The following is a 21,668-nucleotide window of genomic DNA, read 5'->3' as shown; positions in this document are numbered from 1 at the left end:
TAGGAAATTCCTCGTTCAGGCGCTGTAAAAAACGACTGCATTCAACGCGTGTAGTCATCTTCCGGAGCGGCACATCATCGCGTGTGATGTTCGGGCACAGGTCCGTCCGGGCCTAAATACGGGTATGCGGCAGTCAGTTGCCACACGGGACGCCTATAGTCGTGAGCGAGGTGGGGGAAGTCAATCACCCTGTTACCGCATTGTTACGATCAGGGTGTTACTGGCGTTACCGGGCCGGTGCAACGGGCTGGAGCACCCGGTTTACAAGCGCTCCAGGCCGATGAATGGGCAAGCCTCAAGCAGCTGCGCAAGGGCGCGGCCATCGGCCAGGCGGAAGTCGCCCGGTACCAGCTCGGCCAGCGGGTACAGTACGAAGGGGCGGGCATGCATATGGTAATGCGGCACCTTCAAGCGGGGCTCGTCGAGCACCTGGTCGCCGAACAGCAGGATGTCCAGGTCCAGCGTGCGTGGGCCCCAGCGCTCCGCGCGCACCCGGCCCTGGTCGTTCTCGATGGCTTGCAGGGCATCGAGCAAGGCCAGCGGTGCCAGCTGGGTGTCCAGCGCCGCGACGGCGTTGGTATAGCGTGGCTGCCCGGGCAACAGCGAATCGCTGGTGTAAAAGGCAGAGGCTGCTACCAGGCGCGTGGCCGCGACCTGGTCCAGCGCCTGCAACGCGCTGCGCAACTGCTCGGCCGGTGCAGCCAGGTTGCTGCCCAGGCCGACGTAGGCGCGCGTCGTCACTCGAATGCCTCGTCGCCAGCGCGCTTGCGTTTGCTGCCGCTGCGCTTGCGTTTACGCGGGCCGGCAGTGCTGCCTTCGTCACGGTTGCCCAGGTCGCGGATCATCTCGCGGCGCTCGCTGTCGTTGGCGTCCTGGTAATCGGTCCACCATTGCCCCAGGTCGTCGGTTTCTTCGCCCGCGCTTTCACGCAGCAGCAGGAAATCGTAACCGGCACGGAAGCGCGGGTTGTCCAGCAGCATGTCGGCGCGCTTGCCGCTGCGCCGTGGCAGGCGCTCCTGCATGTCCCAGATTTCCCGGATTGGCAGGGTGAAGCGCTTGGGGATGGCGATGCGGGCGCATTGCTCGGCGATCAGGTCGTGGGCTGCGCCATTCATGGCCGGAATCGGGGGTACGCCCTGGCTCTGCAAATGCAGCACGCGGGCTGGCAGGGCAGGCCACAGCAGCGCGGCGAACAGGAACGCCGGCGTTACCGGTTTGCCCTGCTTCACCCGTAGGTCGGTGTTGTTCAGTGCCTGGCTGATGAGCGTGTGGGTATAGGTCGGGCGCTCTTCCAGCGCGTGCGCACTGGCCGGGAACAGCGGCTCGAACAGCTCCAGGTCGACCAGCATTTCAAAGGCGATGGCACCTTGGCCCGAGAGGAACAGCTTCAGGCTCTCTTCGAACAGGCGCGCTGGCGGGATTTCGCGCAGCAGTGGAGCCAGTTCGCGGATCGGCTTGAAGGTGTGCTTCTCGATACCGAAGTCCAGCTTGGCCGCGAAGCGCACTGCGCGCAGCATGCGCACGGGGTCTTCCTGGTAGCGGTGCGTCGGGTCGCCGATCAGCCGCAGCAGGCGGTTGCGAACATCGTGCACGCCGTTGGCGTAATCGAGAATGCGCTCGCTGACCGGGTCGTAGTACAGGGCGTTGATGGTGAAGTCGCGGCGCTGCGCGTCTTCTTCCAGGGTGCCGTATACGTTGTCACGCAGGATGCGACCACTGGCGTTATGCGACGAACGGTGGCTGTCATTCTGGTCATCTTCCGAATGCGGGGCACGGAAGGTAGCGACTTCGATGATTTCACGGCCAAAATGCACATGGACCAGCTTGAAGCGGCGGCCAATGATGCGCGCATTACGGAACTCGGCACGGACCTGTTCAGGGGTGGCACTGGTGGCAACGTCGAAGTCTTTCGGCGTAATGCCCAGCATCAGGTCGCGGACGCAGCCACCGACCAGGTAGGCCTGGTAACCGGCAGCCTGCAAGCGCTCGACAATGTTCACCGCGTGGCGGCTGAACTGGTGGCGCTGCAACGAGTGCTGGCTCTTGTTGATCACCTCAGGCGTGGTGCGCCTGTGGTGCTGGCCCGGTACGGGCGGGCGGAACGACTGGAACAGCTTCTTCAGCATGGGATGCACTGTTTGAAGGAATGTTCGGCCAACAATAGGAGAATGGCCGCATGATGGGCGGGGATTCTAGCATTTACTCAGGGAATGGTGTAGGCGGGTAGCAGGAAGCCTGCGGGAATCGCAGAAACGACAAGGGGAGCCTAAGCTCCCCAAGAAGTGTCGTTGCGTGCTCTTATTATTTTTTTGCCGGGCTTTTTGTTTTTGTTGAGTGCCCTGCCCACAAAGCCTGAAGCTTGTGGACGACCCCCAAACCGGGGGTAAAGAGCAAACGGATTGCTTTGGCCGCTGATGTCACGTTGATCTGTTGATCCAACCAGTTCAGGCGCTGCTTTTTAGTGCAGTTTTTGTTGTTCTCTGCCTGGTCGTGGGGCAAGCCCCAAACACGCATCCTCTCCAAAAGAATCAGTTAGCTGCGCCTCCGCCGTCTTGTTTTTATTGTGCGTGAGCCGTTTCGTCTTGTTCTTATTATGAGTTGCAGTGCTTGTTATTGTTCTTGTACCAGAGATATAGCAGGTGCCGTGCCAACTTTTGAAAAACCAGTAAAATCAATGGTTTGGTGGATTCTGCAGGTTTGTGGCAGGCCCGAAATGTGGAAATTTCGTTACCGTACGCCTCGGTGACTGTTACGGCGCAGAGGGTGGGTAACAGATTTTTGCGGCAGCAGATGTGTTACCTGGGGTGTGGTGGCTGGCCGTTTCGCAGGCTTGCCCGCTCCCACAGGATCACCGTGGCTGCCAGGTTGCGCTGTGCTTGTGGGAGCGGGCAAGCCCGCGAACAGGCCGGTGAGGCTGGTAGAGAAGGGGCAGGAGGAACCTCCCACCCAGGCAGGTCAGTTATCGCTGGTGGCGTTGCTCTTGCGCCGCGGAATGCCCAGGCGTTGGCGGCGTTCCCACAGGCATTTGCGGCTGACGCCGAGCTTGCGGGCCAGTTCGGTCTCGGTCATGTGGTCCTGGTGCTCGAGCACGAAGTGCTGGAAGTAGTCTTCCAGGGACAAGTCCTCGGTCGGCTCGTGGCTGGCACTGGCCGCGCTGGCCACCGCCAGGGCGTTGTCGAGAATATCGTCTTCTTCCAGGTCGCTCAGCTCGATGTCGATACCCAGCAGGTCGGCAGAAATTTCTGCGCTCTCGCTAAGGATGACCGCGCGCTCCACGGCGTTTTCCAGCTCACGTACGTTGCCCGGCCAGCTGTAGTGACGAATGGCCTGTTCGGCTTCGGCAGAGAAATGCAGGTCATCCCGGCCGATGCGCGCACTCTGGCGAGCCAGGAAGGCACTGGCGATTTCATTGACGTCGCTGCCGCGCTCGCGCAGCGCGGGCAGCTTCAGGGCGATCACGTGCAGGCGGTAGTACAAGTCTTCGCGGAACTGGCCGGCCTTGGCCAGGTTCTTCAGGTCGCGGTGGGTCGCGGCGATCAGGCGCACATCGACCTTTTGCGACTGCACCGAACCGACCCGGCGAATTTCCCCTTCCTGCAGCACGCGCAGCAGGCGGGCTTGGGCTTCCAGGGGCAATTCGCCGATTTCATCGAGGAACAACGTACCACCGTCGGCGGCCTCCACCAGGCCCGCACGGCCGGCACTGGCGCCGGTGAACGCGCCTTTCTCGTGGCCGAACAGCTCGGACTCGATCAGGGTTTCGGGGATGGCCGCGCAGTTCACCGAAATCATCGGCGCCTTGGCGCGCCGCGACAGGTTGTGCAGGGCGCGCGCCACCAGCTCTTTACCGGTACCCGATTCGCCCTGGATCAGCACATTGGAATCGGTAGGGGCCACCTTGCGGATCTTGCTGTACATGTCCTGCATGGGCGGGCACGAGCCGATGATACCGATGTCGCCATTGGCCGCTGCCGGGGCCGCTTTGTCGGCAGGGGCTGCCTTGCCGGTGCTGGCGCGGGGCTCGGCAGCCGGTGCTGCAGCCGGGGCGTTCTGCCGGTCGCGCAGGATGCGGGCCACCGCTTGCAGCATTTCGTCGTGATCGAAGGGCTTGGCGATGTAGTCCACCGCGCCCATCTTCATCGAGTCCACGGCTGAGCGCAGGCTGGCGTAGCTGGTCATGATCAGCACCGGGGTGCCTTGGCCGAGCTTGATCAGCTCGGTGCCGGGTGCACCTGGCAGGCGCAGGTCACTGACGATCAGGTCGAAAGTGGCAATGCTGAAGCGTTCCTGGGCTTCCTGCACCGAGCCGGCTTCGCTGACCTGGTACTGGTTCCGCTCGAGCAGACGACGCAAGGCCGAGCGGATGATGGTTTCGTCTTCGACGATCAGAATGTGCGGCATTGATTCAATTCTCTCGACGGTCTCGAATTTCAGGGGACGTCGCTACGACATGCCGGGGCAGGGTCACGCGGATCCGGGTGCCACGTTGCCGTTCGATGTCGGCCGGGCTGTCGATGGTGATTTGCCCATAATGCTCTTCCACGATGGAATAGACCAGAGCGAGGCCCAGTCCGGTTCCCTCGCCGGGGTCCTTGGTGGTGAAGAACGGCTCGAACAGACGGTCCTGGATGTTCTTCGGGATGCCGCTGCCCTCGTCCTCGACGATCAGGTCGACGGTGTGCTCGCTCGCCTCGCTGCGCACGCGCACTGCGCTGCCGGGCGGCGAGGCGTCGCGCGCGTTGGAAAGCAGGTTGATCAGCACTTGGGCCAGGCGCTGCGGGTCGCCTTCTACCCAATGGTCGGGGTCGCAGAGGTTGAAGAACTGTACTTCGAAATTACGCCGGTTCAACGCCAGCAGACCAATGGCGTCCTGCGCCACTTCGGCCAGGCACACCGGTTCCTCGCTGTTCTGGTGGCTGCCACCGGCATGGGCAAAACTCATCAACGACTGGACGATGCGTGACACGCGTTTGGTCTGGTCGAGGATCTGGCTGGACAGCTCGGTGATTTCGCCGTCGCCTTCACGCTCCTCGCGCAGGTTCTGCGCCAGGCAGGCGATGCCGGTGATCGGGTTGCCGATTTCGTGGGCCACGCCGGCGGCCAGCCGGCCGATGCTGGCCAGGCGCTCGGAATGCACCAGCTTGTCTTCCAGGGCCTGGGTTTCGGTCAGGTCCTCGACCAGCAGTACCAGGCCGCTGTTACCGGGGGCCAGTGGTTCATCGATGGCCGCCTTGTGCAGGTTCAGCCAACGTGGCTGGCCATCCAGTGCCAGGCGTTGTTTGTGCAGGTGCTCGTCGGGCACGTTGATGAAGCCCTGCAGCAGCCCGCGCCAGGGCTCGGCGATGGTCACCAGGCGTGAGCCGACCACGTGCTTGGCGGCAATCCCGGTGAGCTCTTCCATGGCCTTGTTCCACATGAGGATTTCCTGGTCCTTGGCCAGCGAGCAGACGCCCATGGGCAGCTCCTGCAAGGTCTGGCGGTGGTAGCGGCGCAGGGCATCGAGCTCGGCGGCCAGGCCGGTCAGGCGCGAGTGGTAGTCTTCCAGGCGGCTTTCAATGAAGTGGATGTCCTCGGTGACGTAGTTCTCGTTACCGGACTTGTACGGCAGGAAGGTCTCGACCATGTCCTGAGCCACGCTCGGGCCCATCAGGCCCGACAGGTTGGCCTCGATGCGGTCACGCAGGCGGCGCAAGGCGTATGGCCTGCGTTCGTCGAACGGCAGGTAAAGGTCGCGCAGGGCCTGCTCCACTTCCTTTTGCGCGGCTTTGGCGCCCAGCGGCTTGGCCAGTTGGGTCGCGAATTCCTGGGGCGAGGCTGCGTGCAGTTCGCGGCGCTGTGGGCGGCGCACGTTGTCCACCGCGCAGGCCTCTGCGGCGCTGACCTCTTCGGTGCTGGCGTTGGTGAACAGCGAAATCAGGGTGAACAGCAGCACGTTGGCCGCCAGCGAGGCGATGGCCGCCATGTGCCAGCTGGTATCGTCCAGCACGTAGATCATGTCCAGCAGCGGGATATAGAAGCCTTGCAGATTGCCCAGCAGCGGCAGCAGCATGGTCACCATCCACACCAGCGTGCCGGCCAGCAGCCCGGCGATGAAGCCGCGGCGGTTGGCGGTCGGCCAGTACAACACGGACAGCACGCCGGGCAGGAACTGCAGCGTGGCCACGAACGCCACGATGCCCAGGTTGGCCAGGCTCTGGTGGTTGTTCTGGGTCAGGTAGAACATGAAACCAGCAGTGATGATGGCGACGATCAGTGCGCGGCGGGTCCATTTCAGCCAGCGGTAGATGTTGCCCTCGGCCGGGGGCTGGTATAGCGGCAGCACCAGGTGGTTCAGGGCCATGCCCGACAGCGCCAGGGTGGTGACGATGATCAGGCCACTGGCCGCTGACAGGCCGCCTATATAGGCCAGCAGGGCCAGTGCCTGGTTGTTGGCGGCAATGCCCAGGCCCAGGGTGAAGTATTCGGGGTTGGTACTGGCGCCCAGGCGCAGCCCGGCCCAGAGTACCAGCGGCACGGCCAGGCTCATCAGCAGCAGGAACAGCGGCAGGCCCCAACTGGCGCTGACCAGCGAGCGTGGGTTGAGGTTTTCGGTGAAGGCCATGTGGTACATGTGCGGCATGACGATGGCCGAGGCGAAGAACACCAGCAGCAGGGTGCGCCACGGGCCTTCCTGCAACGGGGTGTGCAGGGCAGCCAGGGCGGTCTGGTTCTGCAGCAGCCACACTTCCAGCTCGTGCGGGCCGCCAAACACGCCATATAGGGCGTACAGGCCGATGCCGCCCAGTGCCAGCAGCTTGATCACCGACTCGAAGGCAATGGCGAACACCAGCCCTTCATGCTTTTCGCGCGTGGCGATATGCCGTGAGCCGAAGAAGATGGTGAACAGGATGATCAGCGCACAGAACGCGAAGGCCACCCGGGCCTTGACCGGCTCACCGGTAAGGATGCTGATCGAGTCGGCCACCGCCTGTATCTGCAACGCCAGCAACGGCAGTACGCCAATCAGCATGATGAGGGCGGTCAACGCGCCGGCCCACGTGCTGCGGAAGCGGAACGCCAGCAGGTCGGCCAGCGACGACAGCTGGTAAGTGCGGGTGATCTTCAGAATCGGGTACAGCAGCACTGGCGCCAGCAGGAATGCACCGGACACCCCCAGGTAACAGGCAAGGAAGCCGTAGCCGTACTGGTAGGCCAGGCCCACCGAGCCGTAGAACGCCCAGGCACTGGCGTAAACGCCCAGCGACAGGGTGTAGGTGAGCGGGTGGCGAATGATGGCGCGCGGGATCAGCCCGCGCTCGCTGACCCAGGCTACGCCGAACAGCACCATGAGGTACCCGGCGCTGATCAGGATCATCTGGGTCAGGCTAAAGCTCATCGGCATCTCGTTGGCTCTGCAGGATGAAGGTGACGACGATCAGGATCAGCCAGAGCAGGTACGGGCGGTACCACGCTCCGGTCGGTTCGATCCACCAGTCCATGATGGCCGGTGAGAACAGGTAGATCCCCACGACCAGAAGCAGGACCAAACGATAGATGTACATGCTGGCCTCGATGGTTGGGCGCTGCGGGTTTGAACTTATTATTGGCGCAAATGATTGGGCGGATGCTAGCGGGAATCGCTGAGGTTAGCCAAGGGTTTGAATTTGTTGGGCTTTTGATTTGAGGGGAAGATGGCCTGTTCGGGCCCTATCGCTGGCAAGCCAGCTCCCACGGGGATCGCATCAGGGCTGACAGGTGTTCGCCACAAGGTATGCAGCGCCTGTTAGAGCGAGCGCCGCCCGCGCGGCGCATCGCGAGCTGCGCTCGCTCCTACGTTTGTTTCGGGCCAATTATTCCTGTGGGATTTGCGCGCGAACGCCTTGGCGCATGCCTCAAAATCGCGTCGTACGAACAAGGCGGCCGCGCGCATCTGGCACAGGGGTTACTGGCCCGAAACAAACGTAGGAGCGAGCGCAGCTCGCGATGCGCCGCGCGGGCGGCGCTCGATCTCACAGGCACTGAAGATGCAGCGGCTACCCTTGCCAGGAACCATAGAATCTCCCACAGGATCACCACAGGCGCTGCATACCTTCTGACAAACACCTGCCAGCCCTAAGGCGATCCCTGTGGGAGCTGGCTTGCCTGCGATAGGGCCGGCAAGGCCTCAGCGCAGTTCAGCCTCTGGCACCGTCGTGCGCTGCGCAATCGCTTCGGGCCGCCACTGCTGGCGGGCCACGGCCAATACTTCAGCCGGCGTTGCCAGCAGCAACTGCGGGTCAGTCGCCTGCCCCAGCGCCCGTAACGCCCGCAACAACAGCGGCGTCGCCTGCTCCGCCTGCAACGGCGGCGAACGGTATGACTTGCCAAGCTTGTGGCCGTCCGGCTGCACGATCAGCGGTATGTGCAGATAGCGCGGCTGCGAAAAGCCCAGCAGCTCTTGCAGGTACAACTGGCGCGGGGTGTTGTCGAGCAGGTCGGCACCGCGCACGATGTCGGTGACACCTTGCCAGGCATCGTCCAGTACCACGGCCAGCTGGTAGGCATACAGGCCATCGCGGCGCTGTATCACGAAATCGCCCACGTCGCGGCCCAGGTGCTGCTGGTAAGCACCCTGTACGCGGTCGCTGAAACGGTAGATCAGCTCTGGCACCCGCAAGCGGATCGCCGCGCCCTCCCGCGCATGCCCGGCGTTACGGCACAAGCCTGGGTAGATGCCGCCATAGGCCTCCAGTTGCTTGCGCGAGCAGGTGCAGGCATAGGCCAGGCCCATGTTGAACAGGCGGTCGACCACCGCGGCATAGGCGTCGTGGCGCTGGCTTTGAAACACCACTTCGCCGTCCCAGTGCAGGCCGTAGCGTTCGAGGGTTTGCAAGATGGCGTCACGGGCGCCGGGCATTTCCCGGGGCGGGTCGGTGTCTTCCACGCGCAGCAGCCAGCGGCCGTCGACCGCGCGGGCATCCAGCCAGGAGGCGAGTGCAGCCACCAGTGAGCCAAAGTGCAGGAAACCGCTGGGGGTGGGGGCAAAGCGCCCAATGTAGCTGGAGTTGGTCATGGTCTGGCTGGGTATATAAATGCAACGGGGCGCATGATGCGCCCCGTTCGGTGGGAAGAAAGATCAGCCTTTGCCGACCGTTTTTTCCTTTTTCTCGGCGATTTCCTTGCAGTCGAAGCACAGGTCGGCGGTAGGGCGGGCTTCCAGACGGCGCAGGCCGATCTCGATGCCGCACGACTCGCACCAGCCGTATTCGTCGGCCTTGATCTTGTCGAGGGTCTTGTCGATTTTCTTGATCAGCTTGCGCTCGCGGTCGCGGTTGCGCAGCTCAAGGGCGAATTCTTCTTCCTGGCTGGCACGATCGGCCGGGTCGGGGAAGTTGGCTGCCTCGTCCTTCATGTGATCCACAGTGCGGTCCACACTGGTCATCAGCTCTTGCTTCCAGGCGCCGAGAAGCTTGGTGAAGTGCTTTTTCATGGGCTCACCCATGTATTCTTCACCCTTGGACTCTACGTAAGGCTCGACACCGTACATGGTCTGACCGGTTTTTTGCTTTTCTACGGTGGACATGAATAGACCGCCTCTCACTCATCTGATCCAATGCGCAGGATGCTCCATCTCCGGCGACCGCCGGCCCTGCGACTGCGAGCCGCCGAACTTACCAGATAGATCGGGGGTGCGCTAGCCCGCCCGATCCTGCTAACAGACACCGGCCTGAGCGGTACGTTCGATTGCTTACGCAGGTAGAATCATCAGTTTAGCCGCTATTGAGAGAAGGTCATGGCCCACCCCTACAGCGCGCGCAGCCGCGCCATCGAACCTTTCCATGTCATGGCACTGCTGGCGCGGGCCAACGAGCTGCAGGCGGCCGGCCACGACGTGATCCACCTGGAAATCGGCGAGCCGGACTTCACCACCGCAGCACCGATTGTGGCTGCGGGCCAGGCCGCGCTGGCCGCCGGCCACACCCGCTATACCGCCGCACGCGGCCTGCCGGCGCTGCGCGAAGCGATAGCCGGGTTCTATGCACAGCGCTATGGCCTGAGCATCGACCCGCAGCGCATTCTCATTACCCCAGGCGGCTCAGGCGCCCTGTTACTGGCCAGCAGCCTGCTGGTCGACCCCGGCAAGCACTGGCTGCTGGCTGACCCGGGCTACCCGTGTAACCGCCACTTCCTGCGCCTGGTAGAAGGCGGGGCGCAACTGGTACCGGTCGGCCCGGAGGTAAACTACCAGTTGACCGCCGACCTGGTGCAGCGCTACTGGGACCAGGATACCGTTGGCGCCTTGGTCGCCTCGCCGGCCAACCCAACCGGCACGGTGCTGGGCCGTACCGAACTGGCCAGCCTGGCCAAGGCCACCCGTGAACGGCACGGCCACTTGGTAGTCGACGAGATTTACCATGGGCTGACGTACGGCATGGATGCGCCCAGCGTGCTGGAAGTGGATGACTCGGCGTTCGTCCTGAATAGTTTTTCCAAGTATTTCGGTATGACCGGCTGGCGCCTTGGCTGGCTGGTGGCTCCACCGCAGGCCGTGGCCGATCTGGAGAAACTGGCGCAGAACCTGTACATCAGTGCGCCGAGCATGGCACAGCATGCTGCGCTGGCGTGCTTCCAGCCCGAAACCCTGGCCATCTTCGAACAGCGTCGCGCCGAATTTGCCCGCCGCCGCGACTACCTGCTGCCGGCGCTGCGCGAGCTGGGTTTGCGCATTGCCGTTGAGCCGCAGGGGGCGTTCTATCTATATGCCGATATCAGCGCTTATGGCGGTGATGCGTTTGCCTTCTGCCGGCATTTCCTGGAGACCGAACACGTGGCCTTCACCCCGGGCCTGGACTTCGGTCGCCACCTGGCCGGGCACCATGTGCGCTTTGCCTACACGCAAAGCCTGCCGCGCCTGGAGGAGGCGGTGCATCGCATTGCCCGTGGCTTGCGGAGCTGGCAAGGCTGATGCTTTTTTCACCTGCACTCGAACACGGCCGCCTGCTGCGCCGCTACAAACGGTTCCTGGCCGATATCGAACTGGCCAGCGGCGAGCAGTTGACCATCCACTGCCCGAATACCGGCTCCATGCTCAATTGCATGCGTGAAGGCGGGCGGGTGTGGTTCAGCCGCTCCAACGACCCCAAGCGCAAACTGCCGGGCACCTGGGAAATCAGCGAAACCCCACAGGGCCGGTTGGCGTGCGTGAATACCGGGCGGGCCAATGCCCTGGTCGAAGAGGCGCTGCACGCCGGTACGATCGCCGAGCTGGCCGGGTTCACGGCACTCAGGCGTGAGGTGGCGTATGGCGAGGAGGGCAGCCGCATCGACTTCCGCCTGGAGTTCGACGGTGCCCCGGCCTACGTTGAGGTCAAGAGTGTGACCCTGGGCTACCCCGATAGCCCGGTTGCGGCGTTTCCCGATGCGGTGACCCAGCGCGGGGCCAAGCACCTGCGCGAGCTGGCGAAGCTGGCCAGCCAAGGCATACGGGCGGTGCAACTGTATTGCGTCAACCTGACCGGCATCGACGCGGTGCGCCCTGCCGAGGAGATCGATGCCGCTTACGCTCAGGCGTTGCGTGCTGCGGTGGCGGGCGGGGTGGAAGTGCTGGCATACGGCACACGCCTGGACCCGCAGGGTATCGTCATCAACCGCCGCTTGCCGGTGCTGCTCAACCCTTGAGCCAGACGCCCTGGGTATCTTCATGGCAGCCCAGGGCCTGCAACTGCTCACCGTCACAGGGGCCGGCCACGCATTCGCCGCTCTCGATCAGGAACAGCGCGCCGTGATGGCCGCACTGGATCAGGCTCGCGCTGTCATCGAGAAACCGCTCCTGTGCCCAGTTCAACGGGATGCCCTTGTGTGGGCAGCGGTTGCGGTACAGGTAGACTTGGCCCTGGCGGCGCACGCCGAACAGTTGCAGGCCGTCTACGCTGAAGGCGCGTGCCTGGCCCTCGGCCAGGCTGGGTGAGGTACAAAGAAAATGCATGGCAGTACGACTCGTGAAACAGATGATGGCTTGACGCGTCAATGCGAATAATTATCAAATTGCCCGCATTCGCTGCGTTCGGCCGTCCATGGTGCGCAGTTCCGCCGCTCGCCACAAGGCGTGCAGCTCGCCTTCAGAAGGAACCCGATGATGCGTCGTCCCGTCGCTTTGCTCGCCTTGTGTGCAAGCCTTGTGCTCTCTAGCCAGGCCCTGGCGGCAGACCTGCCGCAACGCTGGGTCAGCGCCGGCGGCGCGCTGAGCGAGTGGATATGCGCGTTGGGTGGTGAAGCGCGGCTGGTGGGGGTGGACACGACCAGTCAGCACCCAGCTTCGTTGAAGTCGCTGCCCAGCGTGGGGTACCAGCGCCAGCTGTCGGCCGAGGGCGTGCTCAGCCTGCGCCCGGATGTGCTGGTGGGTACCGAAGAAATGGGCCCGCCGCCGGTACTGGCGCAAATCCGCAAGGCCGGTGTGCGTGTCGAGCTGTTTTCCAGCAAGGCCGAGCTGGCGGCGGTAGACAGCAACCTCAAGCAGTTGGGGCAACTGCTGGGTGCAGAACCCCAGGCCACTGCGCTGGCCGCGGGTTACCATCAGCAACTGCAAACCTTGCAGGCCAAGGTCCAGCAGGCCCAGGCGCAGCACAAGGCACCCGGGGTGTTGCTGCTGGTCGGGCACGCTGGGGCCAAGCCGCTGATCGCCGGGCATGGCACCGCCGGTGACTGGCTGCTGGGCCAGGCCGGTGGGCGCAACCTGGCAGAGCATCAGGGCTACAAGCAGTTCTCGAACGAAGCATTGGCTGCCCTGGACCCGGATGTGATCGTGTTTTCCGACCGGGCGCTGGCCGATGAGCAGGCGCTGCAGGCTTTGTTGAAAGAAAACCCGGCGCTGGCGGCTTCGCGTGCCGTGCGTGGGCAACGCCTGGTATCGCTTGACCCCACGCTGCTGGTCGGTGGGCTTGGGCCGCGCCTGCCGGCGACCTTGCAATCACTGGCAGCTACCTTCTACCCGGCAGCCAAGGCCAGCTTCGCCCAATGAAACAGCGGGTTCAGCCACATACGTTGTTCATTTGCCTGAGCCTGCTGTGCCTGCTGGCGGTGTGGCTGTCGCTGGCGCTGGGGCCGGTCAGCCTGCCGCTGTTCGATACCCTGCGCGCGGGCCTGCGGTTGATGGGCCTGCCCGTTACCGCCGACGGCTTGCAGCAGGCCGAAATGATCCTCGGCCAGATCCGTCTGCCACGCACCTTGCTTGGGCTGGCAGTGGGCGCGGTGCTGGCGTTGTCCGGGGTCGCCATGCAGGGGTTGTTCCGTAATCCGCTGGCCGATCCGGGTTTGGTCGGGGTGGCCGCCGGGGCGGCCGTGGGCGCGGCGCTCGCTATTGTCGGCGGGGCCTGGTTCGGCGGCCTGCCAGAGGCCATTGCACCCTATTTGCTGTCGTTCTGTGCCTTTGTCGGGGGCCTTGGCGTGACGGCGCTGGTCTACCGCCTGGGCCGCCGCGATGGGCAGACCAACGTGGCCACCATGCTGCTGGCCGGGGTCGCGATGACGGCACTGGGCGGCGCGGTGGTGGGGTTGTTCTCTTACCTGGCCGATGACGCCACGTTGCGTACGTTGACCTTCTGGAACCTGGGCAGCCTCAACGGTGCCAGCTACGACCGGCTATGGCCGTTATTGCTGGTGGCGGCGGGTGTTGCACTGTGGCTGCCACGGCGGGCCAAAGCGCTGAATGCCTTGCTTTTGGGGGAATCCGAGGCCCGCCACCTGGGCGTTGATGTGGAGCGGCTCAAGCGCGAACTGGTGTTCTGCACGGCGCTTGGGGTGGGTGCGGCTGTTGCGGCTGCCGGCCTGATCGGCTTTATCGGCCTGGTGGTGCCGCACCTGGTGCGCTTGCTGGCCGGGCCGGATCACCGGGTGTTGTTGCCAGCCTCGCTGCTGGCTGGCGGTGTGCTCATGCTGTTTGCCGACCTGGCGGCACGGCTGCTGCTGGCACCTGCCGAGTTGCCGATCGGTATTGTCACGGCCTTTGTCGGGGCGCCGTTCTTTCTGTTCCTGCTGGTGCGAGGGCGCAGCTGATGTTGCATGCCGAGGGCCTGCACTTGCGGCGGGGCAGCAACGAGGTGCTGCATGACATTGATCTGCAATTGCCCCCCGGCCAGGTGGTGGGCGTGCTCGGCCCCAACGGCGCGGGTAAGAGCAGCCTGTTGTGCGTGATGTGTGGCGAGCTGGTGCCAGACCGTGGGCGGGTGACGTTGCAGGGGCGCGGCCTCGGTGACTGGCCTGGACAAGAGCGGGCCCGGCGCCTGGCCGTATTGCCTCAGGTGTCGAGCCTGGGGTTTTCGTTCAGCGTCGAGGAAGTGGTGGCCATGGGCCGCATGCCGCACGGCACCGGGCAGCGGCGCGACGCCGAAATTGTCGAAGCGGCGTTGCAGGCAGCAGATGCCTGGCACCTGGTAGGGCGCAGTTACCTGGCGTTGTCCGGCGGCGAGCGGCAACGCGTGCACCTTGCCCGTGTGCTGGCACAGTTGTGGCCGGGGGAGCAGGGCACTACCTTGTTGCTCGATGAGCCCACCTCGATGCTCGACCCGCTGCACCAGCACACTACCCTGGAGGCTGTGCGCCGCTTTGCCGACCGCGGCGCCGCGGTGCTGGTGATCTTGCATGACCTGAACCTGGCGGCGCGCTACTGTGACCGGATCCTGTTGCTGGAGCAGGGGCGTTGCCATGCCTTTGCCTCGCCTGAACAGGTGCTGACGCCGGCAGCGTTGAAGGCCGTGTACGGGATCGACGTGCTGGTGCAGGCACATCCTGAGCGTGGCCACCCGCTGATCATTACCCGTTAAAGCCGGCCCGATCGTGGTCGTGAGCGGCCGCTACCCATGGAGCTTCTGCCAATGCGACACCCGCTGTTGTCCGGTTTTTCGCTGTGCATGTTACTGGTATTGGGCGGCTGCCAGGCCAGCCTGCCACCGTTGCCTGCCTGGCAGAGCACCGAAGGGCGCACGCATGCCCAGCTTGGGCAGGTGGTCGATCTCGGCAGCGGGCAGGTAATCAGCCCGGACCAACTGGTGCAGCGTTTGGCTACCGCACCGCGAGTACTGGTCGGCGAAAAACATGACAACCCCGACCACCACGCACTGCAAGTGTGGTTGCTGCACGCCCTGCAGAGCCAGCGTGCCCAGGGCAGCCTATTGCTGGAGATGCTGCAACCTGAACAGCAGCCGCGGGTGGACAGGCTCAAAGGGCAACCCTTGCCGACAGACTTGCCCAAGGCACTGGCGTGGCAGGAGGGCTGGGACTGGCAGTTGTACGGGCCGATCGTGCGTGCAGCCCTGCAACAGCAGATCCCGCTGTTGGCCGCCAACCTTTCCCCAAGTGAAATGCGCCAGGCCTACCGGCAGCCGGCGCCATTGGCGGGCGAGAAATCCAATGCCGCGACTGTCAGGGCGAGCTTGCTGCAGCAGGTACGCACCGGGCATTGTGGGATGCTGCCGGAAAGCCAGCTACCGGCGATGCTGGCCGTGCAGCAGCAGCGTGACCGGCGCATGGCCGAGCGCTTGCTGGCGGCGCCGCAACCGGCACTGCTGTTTGCCGGGGCCTATCACGTGCGTAAGGACCTGGGCGTGCCGTTGCACCTGAGTGACTTGGGTGCGCAGGGTGCGAGCAAGGTGCTGATGCTGGCCGAGGTGGGCGAGAAGGTTGATGCCGGTGAGGCCGATTACGTGTGGTACACGGCGGCGACGCCAGAGCAGGATTATTGCGCGCAGCTGAAACGATAAGACATGGAAACCTTGGGCAAAAAAAAGACCCGGCAAATTGCCGGGTCAATAACCGTGATTAGCCTGATGAGGAGATAATCTGAGAGTCCGAACCAGGGGCTCTTAGCTTATCCAACCAGTCTCGCGACCAGTTGTGATAATCATAACAATTCTCATTTAGCCGTCAATCCCCTTTTCGCGCTTATTTTGGATTTTTTTGCGCGGGGTTTTTCGCATCCAGTTGTTGGTTGAGGGCTTCCTTGCGTTCGAGTGGCAAATCGTTCCAGTGCATATCCAGCAGGGCGCCTTCTATGGCATACAACAGCACCTTCGATGCGCGAAACCCTCGCGTCTTCACGGCCTGGTATGCACCCACCGCACCCAGGCGGCGCAGATCCGATGCACTGTGAATGCCGGCCGCATGCAGCCACTGCGCAGAGGTCTTGCCAAGGTTTTTCAGATGCTGCAATTCATCGTTCATCGAGCCTCCTTGCGATGGCTGAACGTGTCATGGGGAGATAAATCGCGAGCAGGTCAGAGAGGAGTGTAGCGGGGGTTGGGGAATACGCGGCTTTTTGCCATCGGGGCGATGAGATGCCCTGTGCCGGCCTCTTCGCGGGCTGGCCCGCTCCCACAGGTTCGGCGCAGCCTTCAGGGGCTGTGGTTTACCTGTAGGAGGGGCAAGCCCGCGAAGGGCCGGCCCAGGAAACCGGCTAGCTTACAAGCCAGGCAGACGCTGGCGAATCTGCTCGATCACCTGGTCCATGCTGCCAGCAGTCTGGGTGTCAACGTGGGTGCTCTGCACCAGCTCCTGCGTATCCAGCGCCTCTCGGCTGGCCTGCTGCGCCTTGACCACCTCCAGGGTGGCATCCGACGGGTCGCTGTTCTCGGCCTGGCGCTGCTCCAGCCAGCTGGCGATCACCGCGTCCGGCGCGTGGCAGTCCAGAATCAGGAACGGCACGCCAGTCTGGCTGGCGACCTCGGCCGCAGCCTGGCGCTGTTCGCGTTTGAGGTAGGTGGCATCCAGCACCACCGGGAACCCTGCCCGCAGTACGGTCGCGGCGACTTCGTGCAGGCGCCGGTAAGTGGCAGTGCTGGCCTCCTCGGCATAGATCCCGGTGCTGAGCTGGGCGGTCTCAACCTGCTGCTGTTCGCCGAACAAGCGCTTGCGCTCTACGTCGGAACGCACGCGCACCGCGCCCAGGGCCTCGACCATACGCATGGCCACGTGGCTTTTGCCCACTGCCGATACGCCGTGGGTGATGGCCAGCAGGCGCGAAGGGATGGCGCTGTAGCTTTCTGCCAGGTTGGCGTAGTTGCGGTAGGTGCGCAGGGTGGTGGCACGCTGCACGCCATCGGCATTGGCCGGCATGCTGAACAGGGCAACCTTGGCCCGTACCAGTGCGCGGTAGGCCTTGTAGAAGTTGAGCAGCTCCAGGCCTTCGTAGTCGCCGGTCAGTTCCAGGTACTGGCTGATGAAGCGCCGGGCCAGGCACTTGAGGCCGCGGTCTTCCAGGTCCATCGCCAGGAAGCCGGTGTCGGCGTAGACGTCGGTCAGGCGGAACGGTTCGTTGAATTCGATGCAGTCGAAGATCACCACCTGGCCATCGATCAGCGTGGCATTGCCCAGGTGAATGTCACCGTGGCATTCGCGAATGAAGCCATTGGCCTTGCGTTTTTCCAGCAGGCCATGCAGCCGCTCGAAGCTGCTGCGTGCCCAGGCTTGCAGGGCGTCTAGCTGTTGCAGGTCGGCCTTGTCGCTGAGGAACGGGCGAATCTGCTCGAAGTTCTGCTCCACCGGCGCCATGACGGCCTCCGGCGTGCCCAGTGGATGCTCGACCGGTACCCGCGGGGCCTGCAGGTGGAATTCGGCAATCTGCCGGGCCATCTGGTCGATGTGCGTGGCGTTCAGTTCGCCATTGGCCTGCAAGGTGCTGAGCATCTGGCCTTGGGGGAACTGGCGCATCTTCAGTGCATATTCGATGGCCTGGCCTTCGCCGGCGAGCTGCGGCGCATCGGCGCTACCGGTGATCGGCAAAACGTCCAGGTACAGGCCGTCGGTCAGGCGCTGGTTCAGGCGCAATTCTTCGTTACAGAAATGCTGGCGCTGGTCCAGGCCAGTGAAGTCGAGAAAGCCGAAGTTCATCGGCTTCTTGATCTTGTAGGCGTACTCGCCCGTCAGCAGCACCCAGGAGATATGCGTCTCGATGAGCTGGAACCCGTCCACGGGGTGGGGGTACAGGGCGGGGTTCTGCAACGCAGTGATAAGAGCTTGGCTCACGGCAAATCCTTCCGGGGGCAGGGAATTCGAATGCATCATTATGGTCAATGGTGCCGTCCCTGCCTACCGCCGGGCCGCCTGCCCAGTCTTTCCAAAGTGCGTATAATCCGCCGTCATGACCCGAACCCGAACTCCCCGTACCCCTCAAAAACGCCCGACCGGCCGCTCCCGCGCCTGGCTGGGCTGGGCTTTGAAGCTCAGCCTGGTAGGCCTGGTGATCGTCGCCGGCTTCGCGGTTTACCTCGATGCCGTTGTCCAGGAGAAGTTCTCTGGCAAGCGCTGGACCATCCCGGCCAAGGTGTATGCACGGCCGTTGGAGCTGTTCACCGGCCAGAAACTGAGCAAGAACGACTTCCTCACCGAGCTCGACGCGCTTGGCTACCGGCGTGAAAGCGCGGCCAACGGCCCGGGGGCGGCCGCCGTCAACGGCAACACCGTCGACCTCAACACCCGTGGCTTCCAGTTCTACGAGGGCATGGAGCCCGCGCAGTTCGTGCGCGTGCGCTTCTCCGGCGATTACGTGGCCGGCCTTTCCGGGGCCAATGGCAAGGCGCTTGACGTGGTGCGCCTGGAGCCGCTGATGATCGGCGGTATCTACCCGAAAAACCTTGAAGACCGCATTCTGATCAAGATCGACCAGGTGCCCAAGTACCTGCTCGAGACCCTGGTTGCCACGGAAGACCGCGACTTCTACAGCCACCATGGCGTGTCGCCCAAGTCCATCGCCCGAGCCATGTGGGTGAATACTTCATCCGGCTCGATGCGCCAGGGTGGCAGTACCTTGACCCAGCAGTTGGTGAAGAACTTCTACCTCAGCAGCGAGCGCAGCCTTAGCCGCAAAGTGACCGAAGCGATGATGGCGGTGCTGCTTGAACTGCATTACGACAAGCGCGAAATCCTCGAGGCCTACCTCAACGAGGTCTTCGTTGGGCAGGACGGCCAGCGTGCCGTGCACGGCTTCGGCCTGGCCAGCCAGTTCTTCTTCAGCCAGCCGCTGTCGGAGTTGAAGCTGCACCAGATCGCCTTGTTGGTGGGCATGGTCAAGGGCCCGTCCTACTACAACCCGCGGCGTTACCCTGAACGTGCCTTGGCCCGCCGCAACCTGGTGCTCGACCTGGTGGCCGAACAAGGCGTGGCCAGCCAGGAGGAGGTCGATGCAGCGAAGAAGATGCCGCTGGGCGTGACCAAACGTGGCAGCCTGGCCGACAGCTCGTTCCCGGCCTTCCTCGACCTGGTCAAGCGGCAGTTGCGCCAGGACTACCGCGATGAAGACTTGACCGAGGAAGGCTTGCGTATCTTTACCAGCTTCGACCCGATCCTGCAGATGAAGGCCGAAGCCTCGATGAGCGAGACGTTCAAGCGCCTGGCCGGGCGCAAAGGGGCGGACGAGGTCGAATCGGCGATGGTCGTGACCAACCCGGAAACCGGTGAGGTACAGGCCCTGATCGGCAGCCGCCAGGCAGGTTTCGCCGGCTTCAACCGCGCCATCGATGCCTCGCGGCCGATCGGCTCGCTGGTCAAGCCGGCTGTCTACCTGACCGCGCTGGAGCAGCCGAGCAAGTACACCCTGACCAGTTGGGTGCAGGATGAGCCGTTTTCGGTCAAAGGTGGCGACGGCCAGGTCTGGCGCCCACAAAACTATGACCGCCGCCCGCACGGCACGATCTACCTGTACCAGGGGCTGGCCAATTCCTACAACCTGTCCACTGCCAAGATCGGCCTGGAAGTGGGGGTGCCAAACGTGATCAAGACCATCGGCCGGCTGGGGGTGAATGTCGACTGGCCAGCCTTCCCGGCCATGCTGCTGGGGGCTGGCGGCATGTCGCCGATGCAGGTCGCGACCATGTACCAGACCATTGCCAATGGCGGCTTCAACACGCCGATGCGCGGTATTCGCAGCGTGCTCACCGCCGAGGGCGAACCGCTCAAGCGCTACCCGTTCCAGATCCAGCAAACCTTTGACCCGGGTGCCATCTACCTGGTGCAGAACGCCATGCAGCGAGTGATGCGCGAAGGTACCGGGCGCTCGGTGTACAACACCTTGCCGCGCTCGTTGACCCTGGCGGGCAAGACCGGTACCAGCAACGACTCGCGCGACAGCTGGTTCTCTGGTTTCAGCCAGGATTTGCTGGCGGTGGTGTGGATGGGCCGCGACGATAACGGGAAAACACCGTTCACCGGCGCCACCGGTGCCCTGCAGGTATGGACCAGCTTCATGAAGAAGGCCGACCCGCTGCCGCTGGACATGCCGCAACCGGACAACGTGGTACAGGCCTGGATCGACCCCTACAGCGGCCAAGGGTCTGACGGCAGCTGTCCGGGAGCGGTACAGATGCCGTATATTCGCGGCAGTGAACCGCCCGCCGGCGCAACCTGTGGCGGCGAGCAGAATCCAGCTGAATCGGTCATGGACTGGGTCAAGGGCTGGATGAATTAAGCGCAGGCTGCATTGATGAGGTGTGACGTGAACAAGTGGCTGTTTCCTGCCGTGACGGCGCTGGCTGTGCTCCAGGGGTGCTCCAGCGTCCCGCGCGGCAATATTCCGGTGGTCGATTCGAGCACCCGCGTGTCGAACAGCGAGCGCGTGTCTGCCAACCGCCCGGCGGGTGGTTACAACGCTGGCACCGCGCAAGCGCAAACAATGCCTGAGGATTCCGGCGTCACCGTGATGATCCCGCAGGGCGCAGGCGCTTCGGGCATCCAGACCTTCCCGGCGGCCAATGGCGCGGCGCCGATCAGCACCGCGCCGATCACGCCGGGGCCGATCACTACCGGGCCGGCCACGTCGGCGCCCATGACCACCAACCCCAACCCGATCGCCGACGAACCGTTCGATATCGCGGCGATGAACAGCGCCCCACAAAGCACCAGTGCCCCCACCGGTATTCCACGCAGCAACACGGCTGCAGGTGGCCTGGCGGCTGACGAGCAACTGGACGGCCCAGTACTGGCACTGCTGACCACTGCCACCACCCAGCAGGGCAGTGGCGATTTCAACGGCGCTGCTTCCAGTCTGGAGCGTGCCCAGCGCATTGCCCCGCGCGAACCGCAGGTGCTCTACCGCCTGGCCCAGGTGCGTTTGTCGCAAGGCGATGCCCCGCAGGCCGAGCAGCTGGCGCGTCGCGCCCTGACCTACGCCAATGGCCGCCCCAGCCTGCAGGCCGAACTGTGGAACACCATCGCACAAGCCCGTGAAAAACAGGGCGATAGCGCTGGCGCCGCCTTGGCCCGGCAAAAAGCGCGGGTCAGTTCGTGATGATCGAGCAACGTATTCTGGACATCGCCGACCACCTGCTGCTGATCGAGCGTGAGCTGCAGGTGCAAGGCTGGTGGGAGGACGAGCCACCGAGCGACGAGGCGCTGGCCAGTACGGTGCCCTTCGCCGTCGATACCTTGCGTTTCGAGCAATGGCTGCAATGGATCTTCCTGCAACGCATGAAGATCATCATCGAGCTCGGCCAGCCGCTGCCAAATGCCTCCAGCATCCTGGTCATGGCCGAAACGGTGTTTGCCGACCGGCCGGAGCAAAGTCGTGAGCTGCGCCGACTGTTGGCAGCTTTTGACCAATTGATCGCTCCTTCTGCCTGATTTCTTCAGTTTTTTCGTCAAGGGCCGCAGATTGTGGCCCTTTTTTATGGAAATCTTATTAATTCTGCTGCTGAAGCGATTTTTAGTGGTTGCAAGAATTCATCTCG

Annotated in this window: 19 protein-coding genes; 9 read left to right on the top strand and 10 right to left on the bottom strand. The window is 63.7% G+C overall.

Annotated elements, in window-relative coordinates; genetic code table 11:
* Positions 1-261: 261 nt before the first annotated feature.
* The 7 genes from folK to dksA all read right to left on the bottom strand — a co-directional run bounded on the left by folK (position 262) and on the right by dksA (position 9,541).
* Entirely contained in the window at positions 262-741 is a 480-nt protein-coding gene (folK, locus tag AACG97_RS24020; protein ID WP_009685364.1) for a 2-amino-4-hydroxy-6-hydroxymethyldihydropteridine diphosphokinase, read from the bottom strand.
* Positions 738-2,126: a polynucleotide adenylyltransferase PcnB gene (locus AACG97_RS24015; protein WP_182367182.1), complete on the bottom strand. Its 1,389-nt coding sequence runs from the start codon at positions 2,124-2,126 to the stop codon at positions 738-740. The genes folK and AACG97_RS24015 overlap by 4 nt, the downstream gene beginning before the upstream one ends.
* Positions 2,127-2,955: 829 nt before the next feature.
* Positions 2,956-4,401, bottom strand: a complete 1,446-nt coding sequence (locus AACG97_RS24010) for a sigma-54-dependent transcriptional regulator (protein ID WP_047149906.1) — start codon at positions 4,399-4,401, stop codon at positions 2,956-2,958.
* 4 nt (positions 4,402-4,405) lie between these two features.
* Positions 4,406-7,381, bottom strand: a complete 2,976-nt coding sequence (locus AACG97_RS24005; protein ID WP_232555198.1) for a sensor histidine kinase — start codon at positions 7,379-7,381, stop codon at positions 4,406-4,408.
* Positions 7,365-7,541: a hypothetical protein gene (locus AACG97_RS24000; protein WP_003250005.1), complete on the bottom strand. Its 177-nt coding sequence runs from the start codon at positions 7,539-7,541 to the stop codon at positions 7,365-7,367. Before AACG97_RS24000 ends, AACG97_RS24005 begins: the two co-directional genes overlap by 17 nt.
* 602 nt (positions 7,542-8,143) lie before the next feature.
* The gene (gene gluQRS / locus AACG97_RS23995) at positions 8,144-9,031 is read right to left on the bottom strand and encodes a tRNA glutamyl-Q(34) synthetase GluQRS (protein ID WP_115294765.1); all 888 of its coding nucleotides are present in this window, start codon (positions 9,029-9,031) and stop codon (positions 8,144-8,146) included.
* Positions 9,032-9,094: 63 nt separating this feature from the next.
* On the bottom strand, positions 9,095-9,541 hold the full coding sequence (dksA, locus tag AACG97_RS23990) for an RNA polymerase-binding protein DksA (protein ID WP_009685370.1): 447 nt from the start codon (positions 9,539-9,541) through the stop codon (positions 9,095-9,097).
* A gap of 210 nt (positions 9,542-9,751) precedes the next feature.
* Between dksA and AACG97_RS23985 the strand changes: the two genes are divergently transcribed.
* Together AACG97_RS23985 and sfsA are read left to right on the top strand one after the other, a co-directional pair.
* Positions 9,752-10,924, top strand: coding sequence for a pyridoxal phosphate-dependent aminotransferase (locus AACG97_RS23985; protein WP_054905999.1), 1,173 nt, complete (start codon positions 9,752-9,754; stop codon positions 10,922-10,924).
* The gene (gene sfsA, locus AACG97_RS23980; RefSeq protein ID WP_115294764.1) at positions 10,924-11,637 is read left to right on the top strand and encodes a DNA/RNA nuclease SfsA; all 714 of its coding nucleotides are present in this window, start codon (positions 10,924-10,926) and stop codon (positions 11,635-11,637) included. The genes AACG97_RS23985 and sfsA overlap by 1 nt, the downstream gene beginning before the upstream one ends.
* On the opposite strand, the gene AACG97_RS23975 is transcribed toward sfsA, so the two are convergent.
* On the bottom strand, positions 11,627-11,944 hold the full coding sequence (locus tag AACG97_RS23975; RefSeq protein WP_009685374.1) for a Rieske (2Fe-2S) protein: 318 nt from the start codon (positions 11,942-11,944) through the stop codon (positions 11,627-11,629). The genes sfsA and AACG97_RS23975 overlap by 11 nt on opposite strands.
* Positions 11,945-12,091: 147 nt before the next feature.
* On the opposite strand from AACG97_RS23975, the gene AACG97_RS23970 reads away from it, so the two are divergent.
* The 4 genes from AACG97_RS23970 to AACG97_RS23955 are packed head-to-tail and all read left to right on the top strand — an operon-like array spanning position 12,092 to position 15,713.
* Positions 12,092-12,976 carry a heme/hemin ABC transporter substrate-binding protein gene (locus tag AACG97_RS23970; RefSeq protein WP_054913424.1) on the top strand — a complete coding sequence of 295 codons (885 nt, stop codon included), beginning with the start codon at positions 12,092-12,094 and terminating at the stop codon, positions 12,974-12,976.
* A 50-nt stretch (positions 12,977-13,026) separates the two neighbouring features.
* Positions 13,027-14,010 carry a FecCD family ABC transporter permease gene (locus AACG97_RS23965; protein WP_172828436.1) on the top strand — a complete coding sequence of 328 codons (984 nt, stop codon included), beginning with the start codon at positions 13,027-13,029 and terminating at the stop codon, positions 14,008-14,010.
* Positions 14,010-14,777 (top strand): heme ABC transporter ATP-binding protein, encoded by a 768-nt coding sequence (locus AACG97_RS23960; protein WP_197885269.1) that lies wholly within the window; start codon positions 14,010-14,012, stop codon positions 14,775-14,777. Before AACG97_RS23965 ends, AACG97_RS23960 begins: the two co-directional genes overlap by 1 nt.
* A gap of 51 nt (positions 14,778-14,828) precedes the next feature.
* Positions 14,829-15,713, top strand: coding sequence for a ChaN family lipoprotein (locus AACG97_RS23955; RefSeq protein WP_197885268.1), 885 nt, complete (start codon positions 14,829-14,831; stop codon positions 15,711-15,713).
* Positions 15,714-15,894: 181 nt separating this feature from the next.
* Here AACG97_RS23955 and AACG97_RS23950 read toward each other — a convergent pair whose 3' ends face one another.
* Together AACG97_RS23950 and AACG97_RS23945 are read right to left on the bottom strand one after the other, a co-directional pair.
* A complete protein-coding gene (locus AACG97_RS23950; RefSeq protein WP_009685380.1) occupies positions 15,895-16,173 on the bottom strand; it encodes a TfoX/Sxy family protein in 279 nt (92 codons plus the stop codon).
* Positions 16,174-16,410: 237 nt separating this feature from the next.
* Entirely contained in the window at positions 16,411-17,973 is a 1,563-nt protein-coding gene (locus tag AACG97_RS23945; protein ID WP_225785919.1) for a bifunctional aminoglycoside phosphotransferase/ATP-binding protein, read from the bottom strand.
* 115 nt (positions 17,974-18,088) lie between these two features.
* Between AACG97_RS23945 and mrcB the strand changes: the two genes are divergently transcribed.
* From mrcB to AACG97_RS23930, 3 genes are read left to right on the top strand one after another with little or no spacing between them, the layout of a single operon-like run.
* On the top strand, positions 18,089-20,410 hold the full coding sequence (mrcB, locus tag AACG97_RS23940) for a penicillin-binding protein 1B (RefSeq protein ID WP_009685382.1): 2,322 nt from the start codon (positions 18,089-18,091) through the stop codon (positions 20,408-20,410).
* Between the two features lie 15 nt (positions 20,411-20,425).
* Positions 20,426-21,229, top strand: coding sequence for a tetratricopeptide repeat protein (locus tag AACG97_RS23935; RefSeq protein WP_033690908.1), 804 nt, complete (start codon positions 20,426-20,428; stop codon positions 21,227-21,229).
* Positions 21,229-21,561, top strand: coding sequence for a YqcC family protein (locus AACG97_RS23930; protein ID WP_009685384.1), 333 nt, complete (start codon positions 21,229-21,231; stop codon positions 21,559-21,561). Before AACG97_RS23935 ends, AACG97_RS23930 begins: the two co-directional genes overlap by 1 nt.
* Positions 21,562-21,668 lie beyond the last annotated feature (107 nt).

The organism is Pseudomonas sp. Nvir (assembly GCF_963778085.1).
Lineage (GTDB): Bacteria > Pseudomonadota > Gammaproteobacteria > Pseudomonadales > Pseudomonadaceae > Aquipseudomonas > Aquipseudomonas juntendi.
This window is presented reverse-complemented; position numbering and strand designations above follow the sequence as displayed.

Excerpts from the sequence above, each read along its gene's own strand:
- AACG97_RS23970 (WP_054913424.1), top strand. The coding sequence starts at position 12,092 with ATGATGCGTCGTCCCGTCGCTTTGCTCGCCTTGTGTGCAAGCCTTGTG.
- AACG97_RS23975 (WP_009685374.1), bottom strand. The coding sequence starts at position 11,944 with ATGCATTTTCTTTGTACCTCACCCAGCCTGGCCGAGGGCCAGGCACGC.
- AACG97_RS24010 (WP_047149906.1), bottom strand. The coding sequence starts at position 4,401 with ATGCCGCACATTCTGATCGTCGAAGACGAAACCATCATCCGCTCGGCC.
- AACG97_RS23950 (WP_009685380.1), bottom strand. The coding sequence starts at position 16,173 with ATGAACGATGAATTGCAGCATCTGAAAAACCTTGGCAAGACCTCTGCG.
- AACG97_RS24015 (WP_182367182.1), bottom strand. The coding sequence starts at position 2,126 with ATGCTGAAGAAGCTGTTCCAGTCGTTCCGCCCGCCCGTACCGGGCCAG.
- AACG97_RS24000 (WP_003250005.1), bottom strand. The coding sequence starts at position 7,541 with ATGTACATCTATCGTTTGGTCCTGCTTCTGGTCGTGGGGATCTACCTG.
- AACG97_RS23935 (WP_033690908.1), top strand. The coding sequence starts at position 20,426 with ATGAGGTGTGACGTGAACAAGTGGCTGTTTCCTGCCGTGACGGCGCTG.
- AACG97_RS24005 (WP_232555198.1), bottom strand. The coding sequence starts at position 7,381 with ATGCCGATGAGCTTTAGCCTGACCCAGATGATCCTGATCAGCGCCGGG.
- AACG97_RS23955 (WP_197885268.1), top strand. The coding sequence starts at position 14,829 with ATGCGACACCCGCTGTTGTCCGGTTTTTCGCTGTGCATGTTACTGGTA.
- mrcB (WP_009685382.1), top strand. The coding sequence starts at position 18,089 with ATGACCCGAACCCGAACTCCCCGTACCCCTCAAAAACGCCCGACCGGC.
- AACG97_RS23985 (WP_054905999.1), top strand. The coding sequence starts at position 9,752 with ATGGCCCACCCCTACAGCGCGCGCAGCCGCGCCATCGAACCTTTCCAT.
- AACG97_RS23960 (WP_197885269.1), top strand. The coding sequence starts at position 14,010 with ATGTTGCATGCCGAGGGCCTGCACTTGCGGCGGGGCAGCAACGAGGTG.
- dksA (WP_009685370.1), bottom strand. The coding sequence starts at position 9,541 with ATGTCCACCGTAGAAAAGCAAAAAACCGGTCAGACCATGTACGGTGTC.
- sfsA (WP_115294764.1), top strand. The coding sequence starts at position 10,924 with ATGCTTTTTTCACCTGCACTCGAACACGGCCGCCTGCTGCGCCGCTAC.
- gluQRS (WP_115294765.1), bottom strand. The coding sequence starts at position 9,031 with ATGACCAACTCCAGCTACATTGGGCGCTTTGCCCCCACCCCCAGCGGT.
- AACG97_RS23930 (WP_009685384.1), top strand. The coding sequence starts at position 21,229 with ATGATCGAGCAACGTATTCTGGACATCGCCGACCACCTGCTGCTGATC.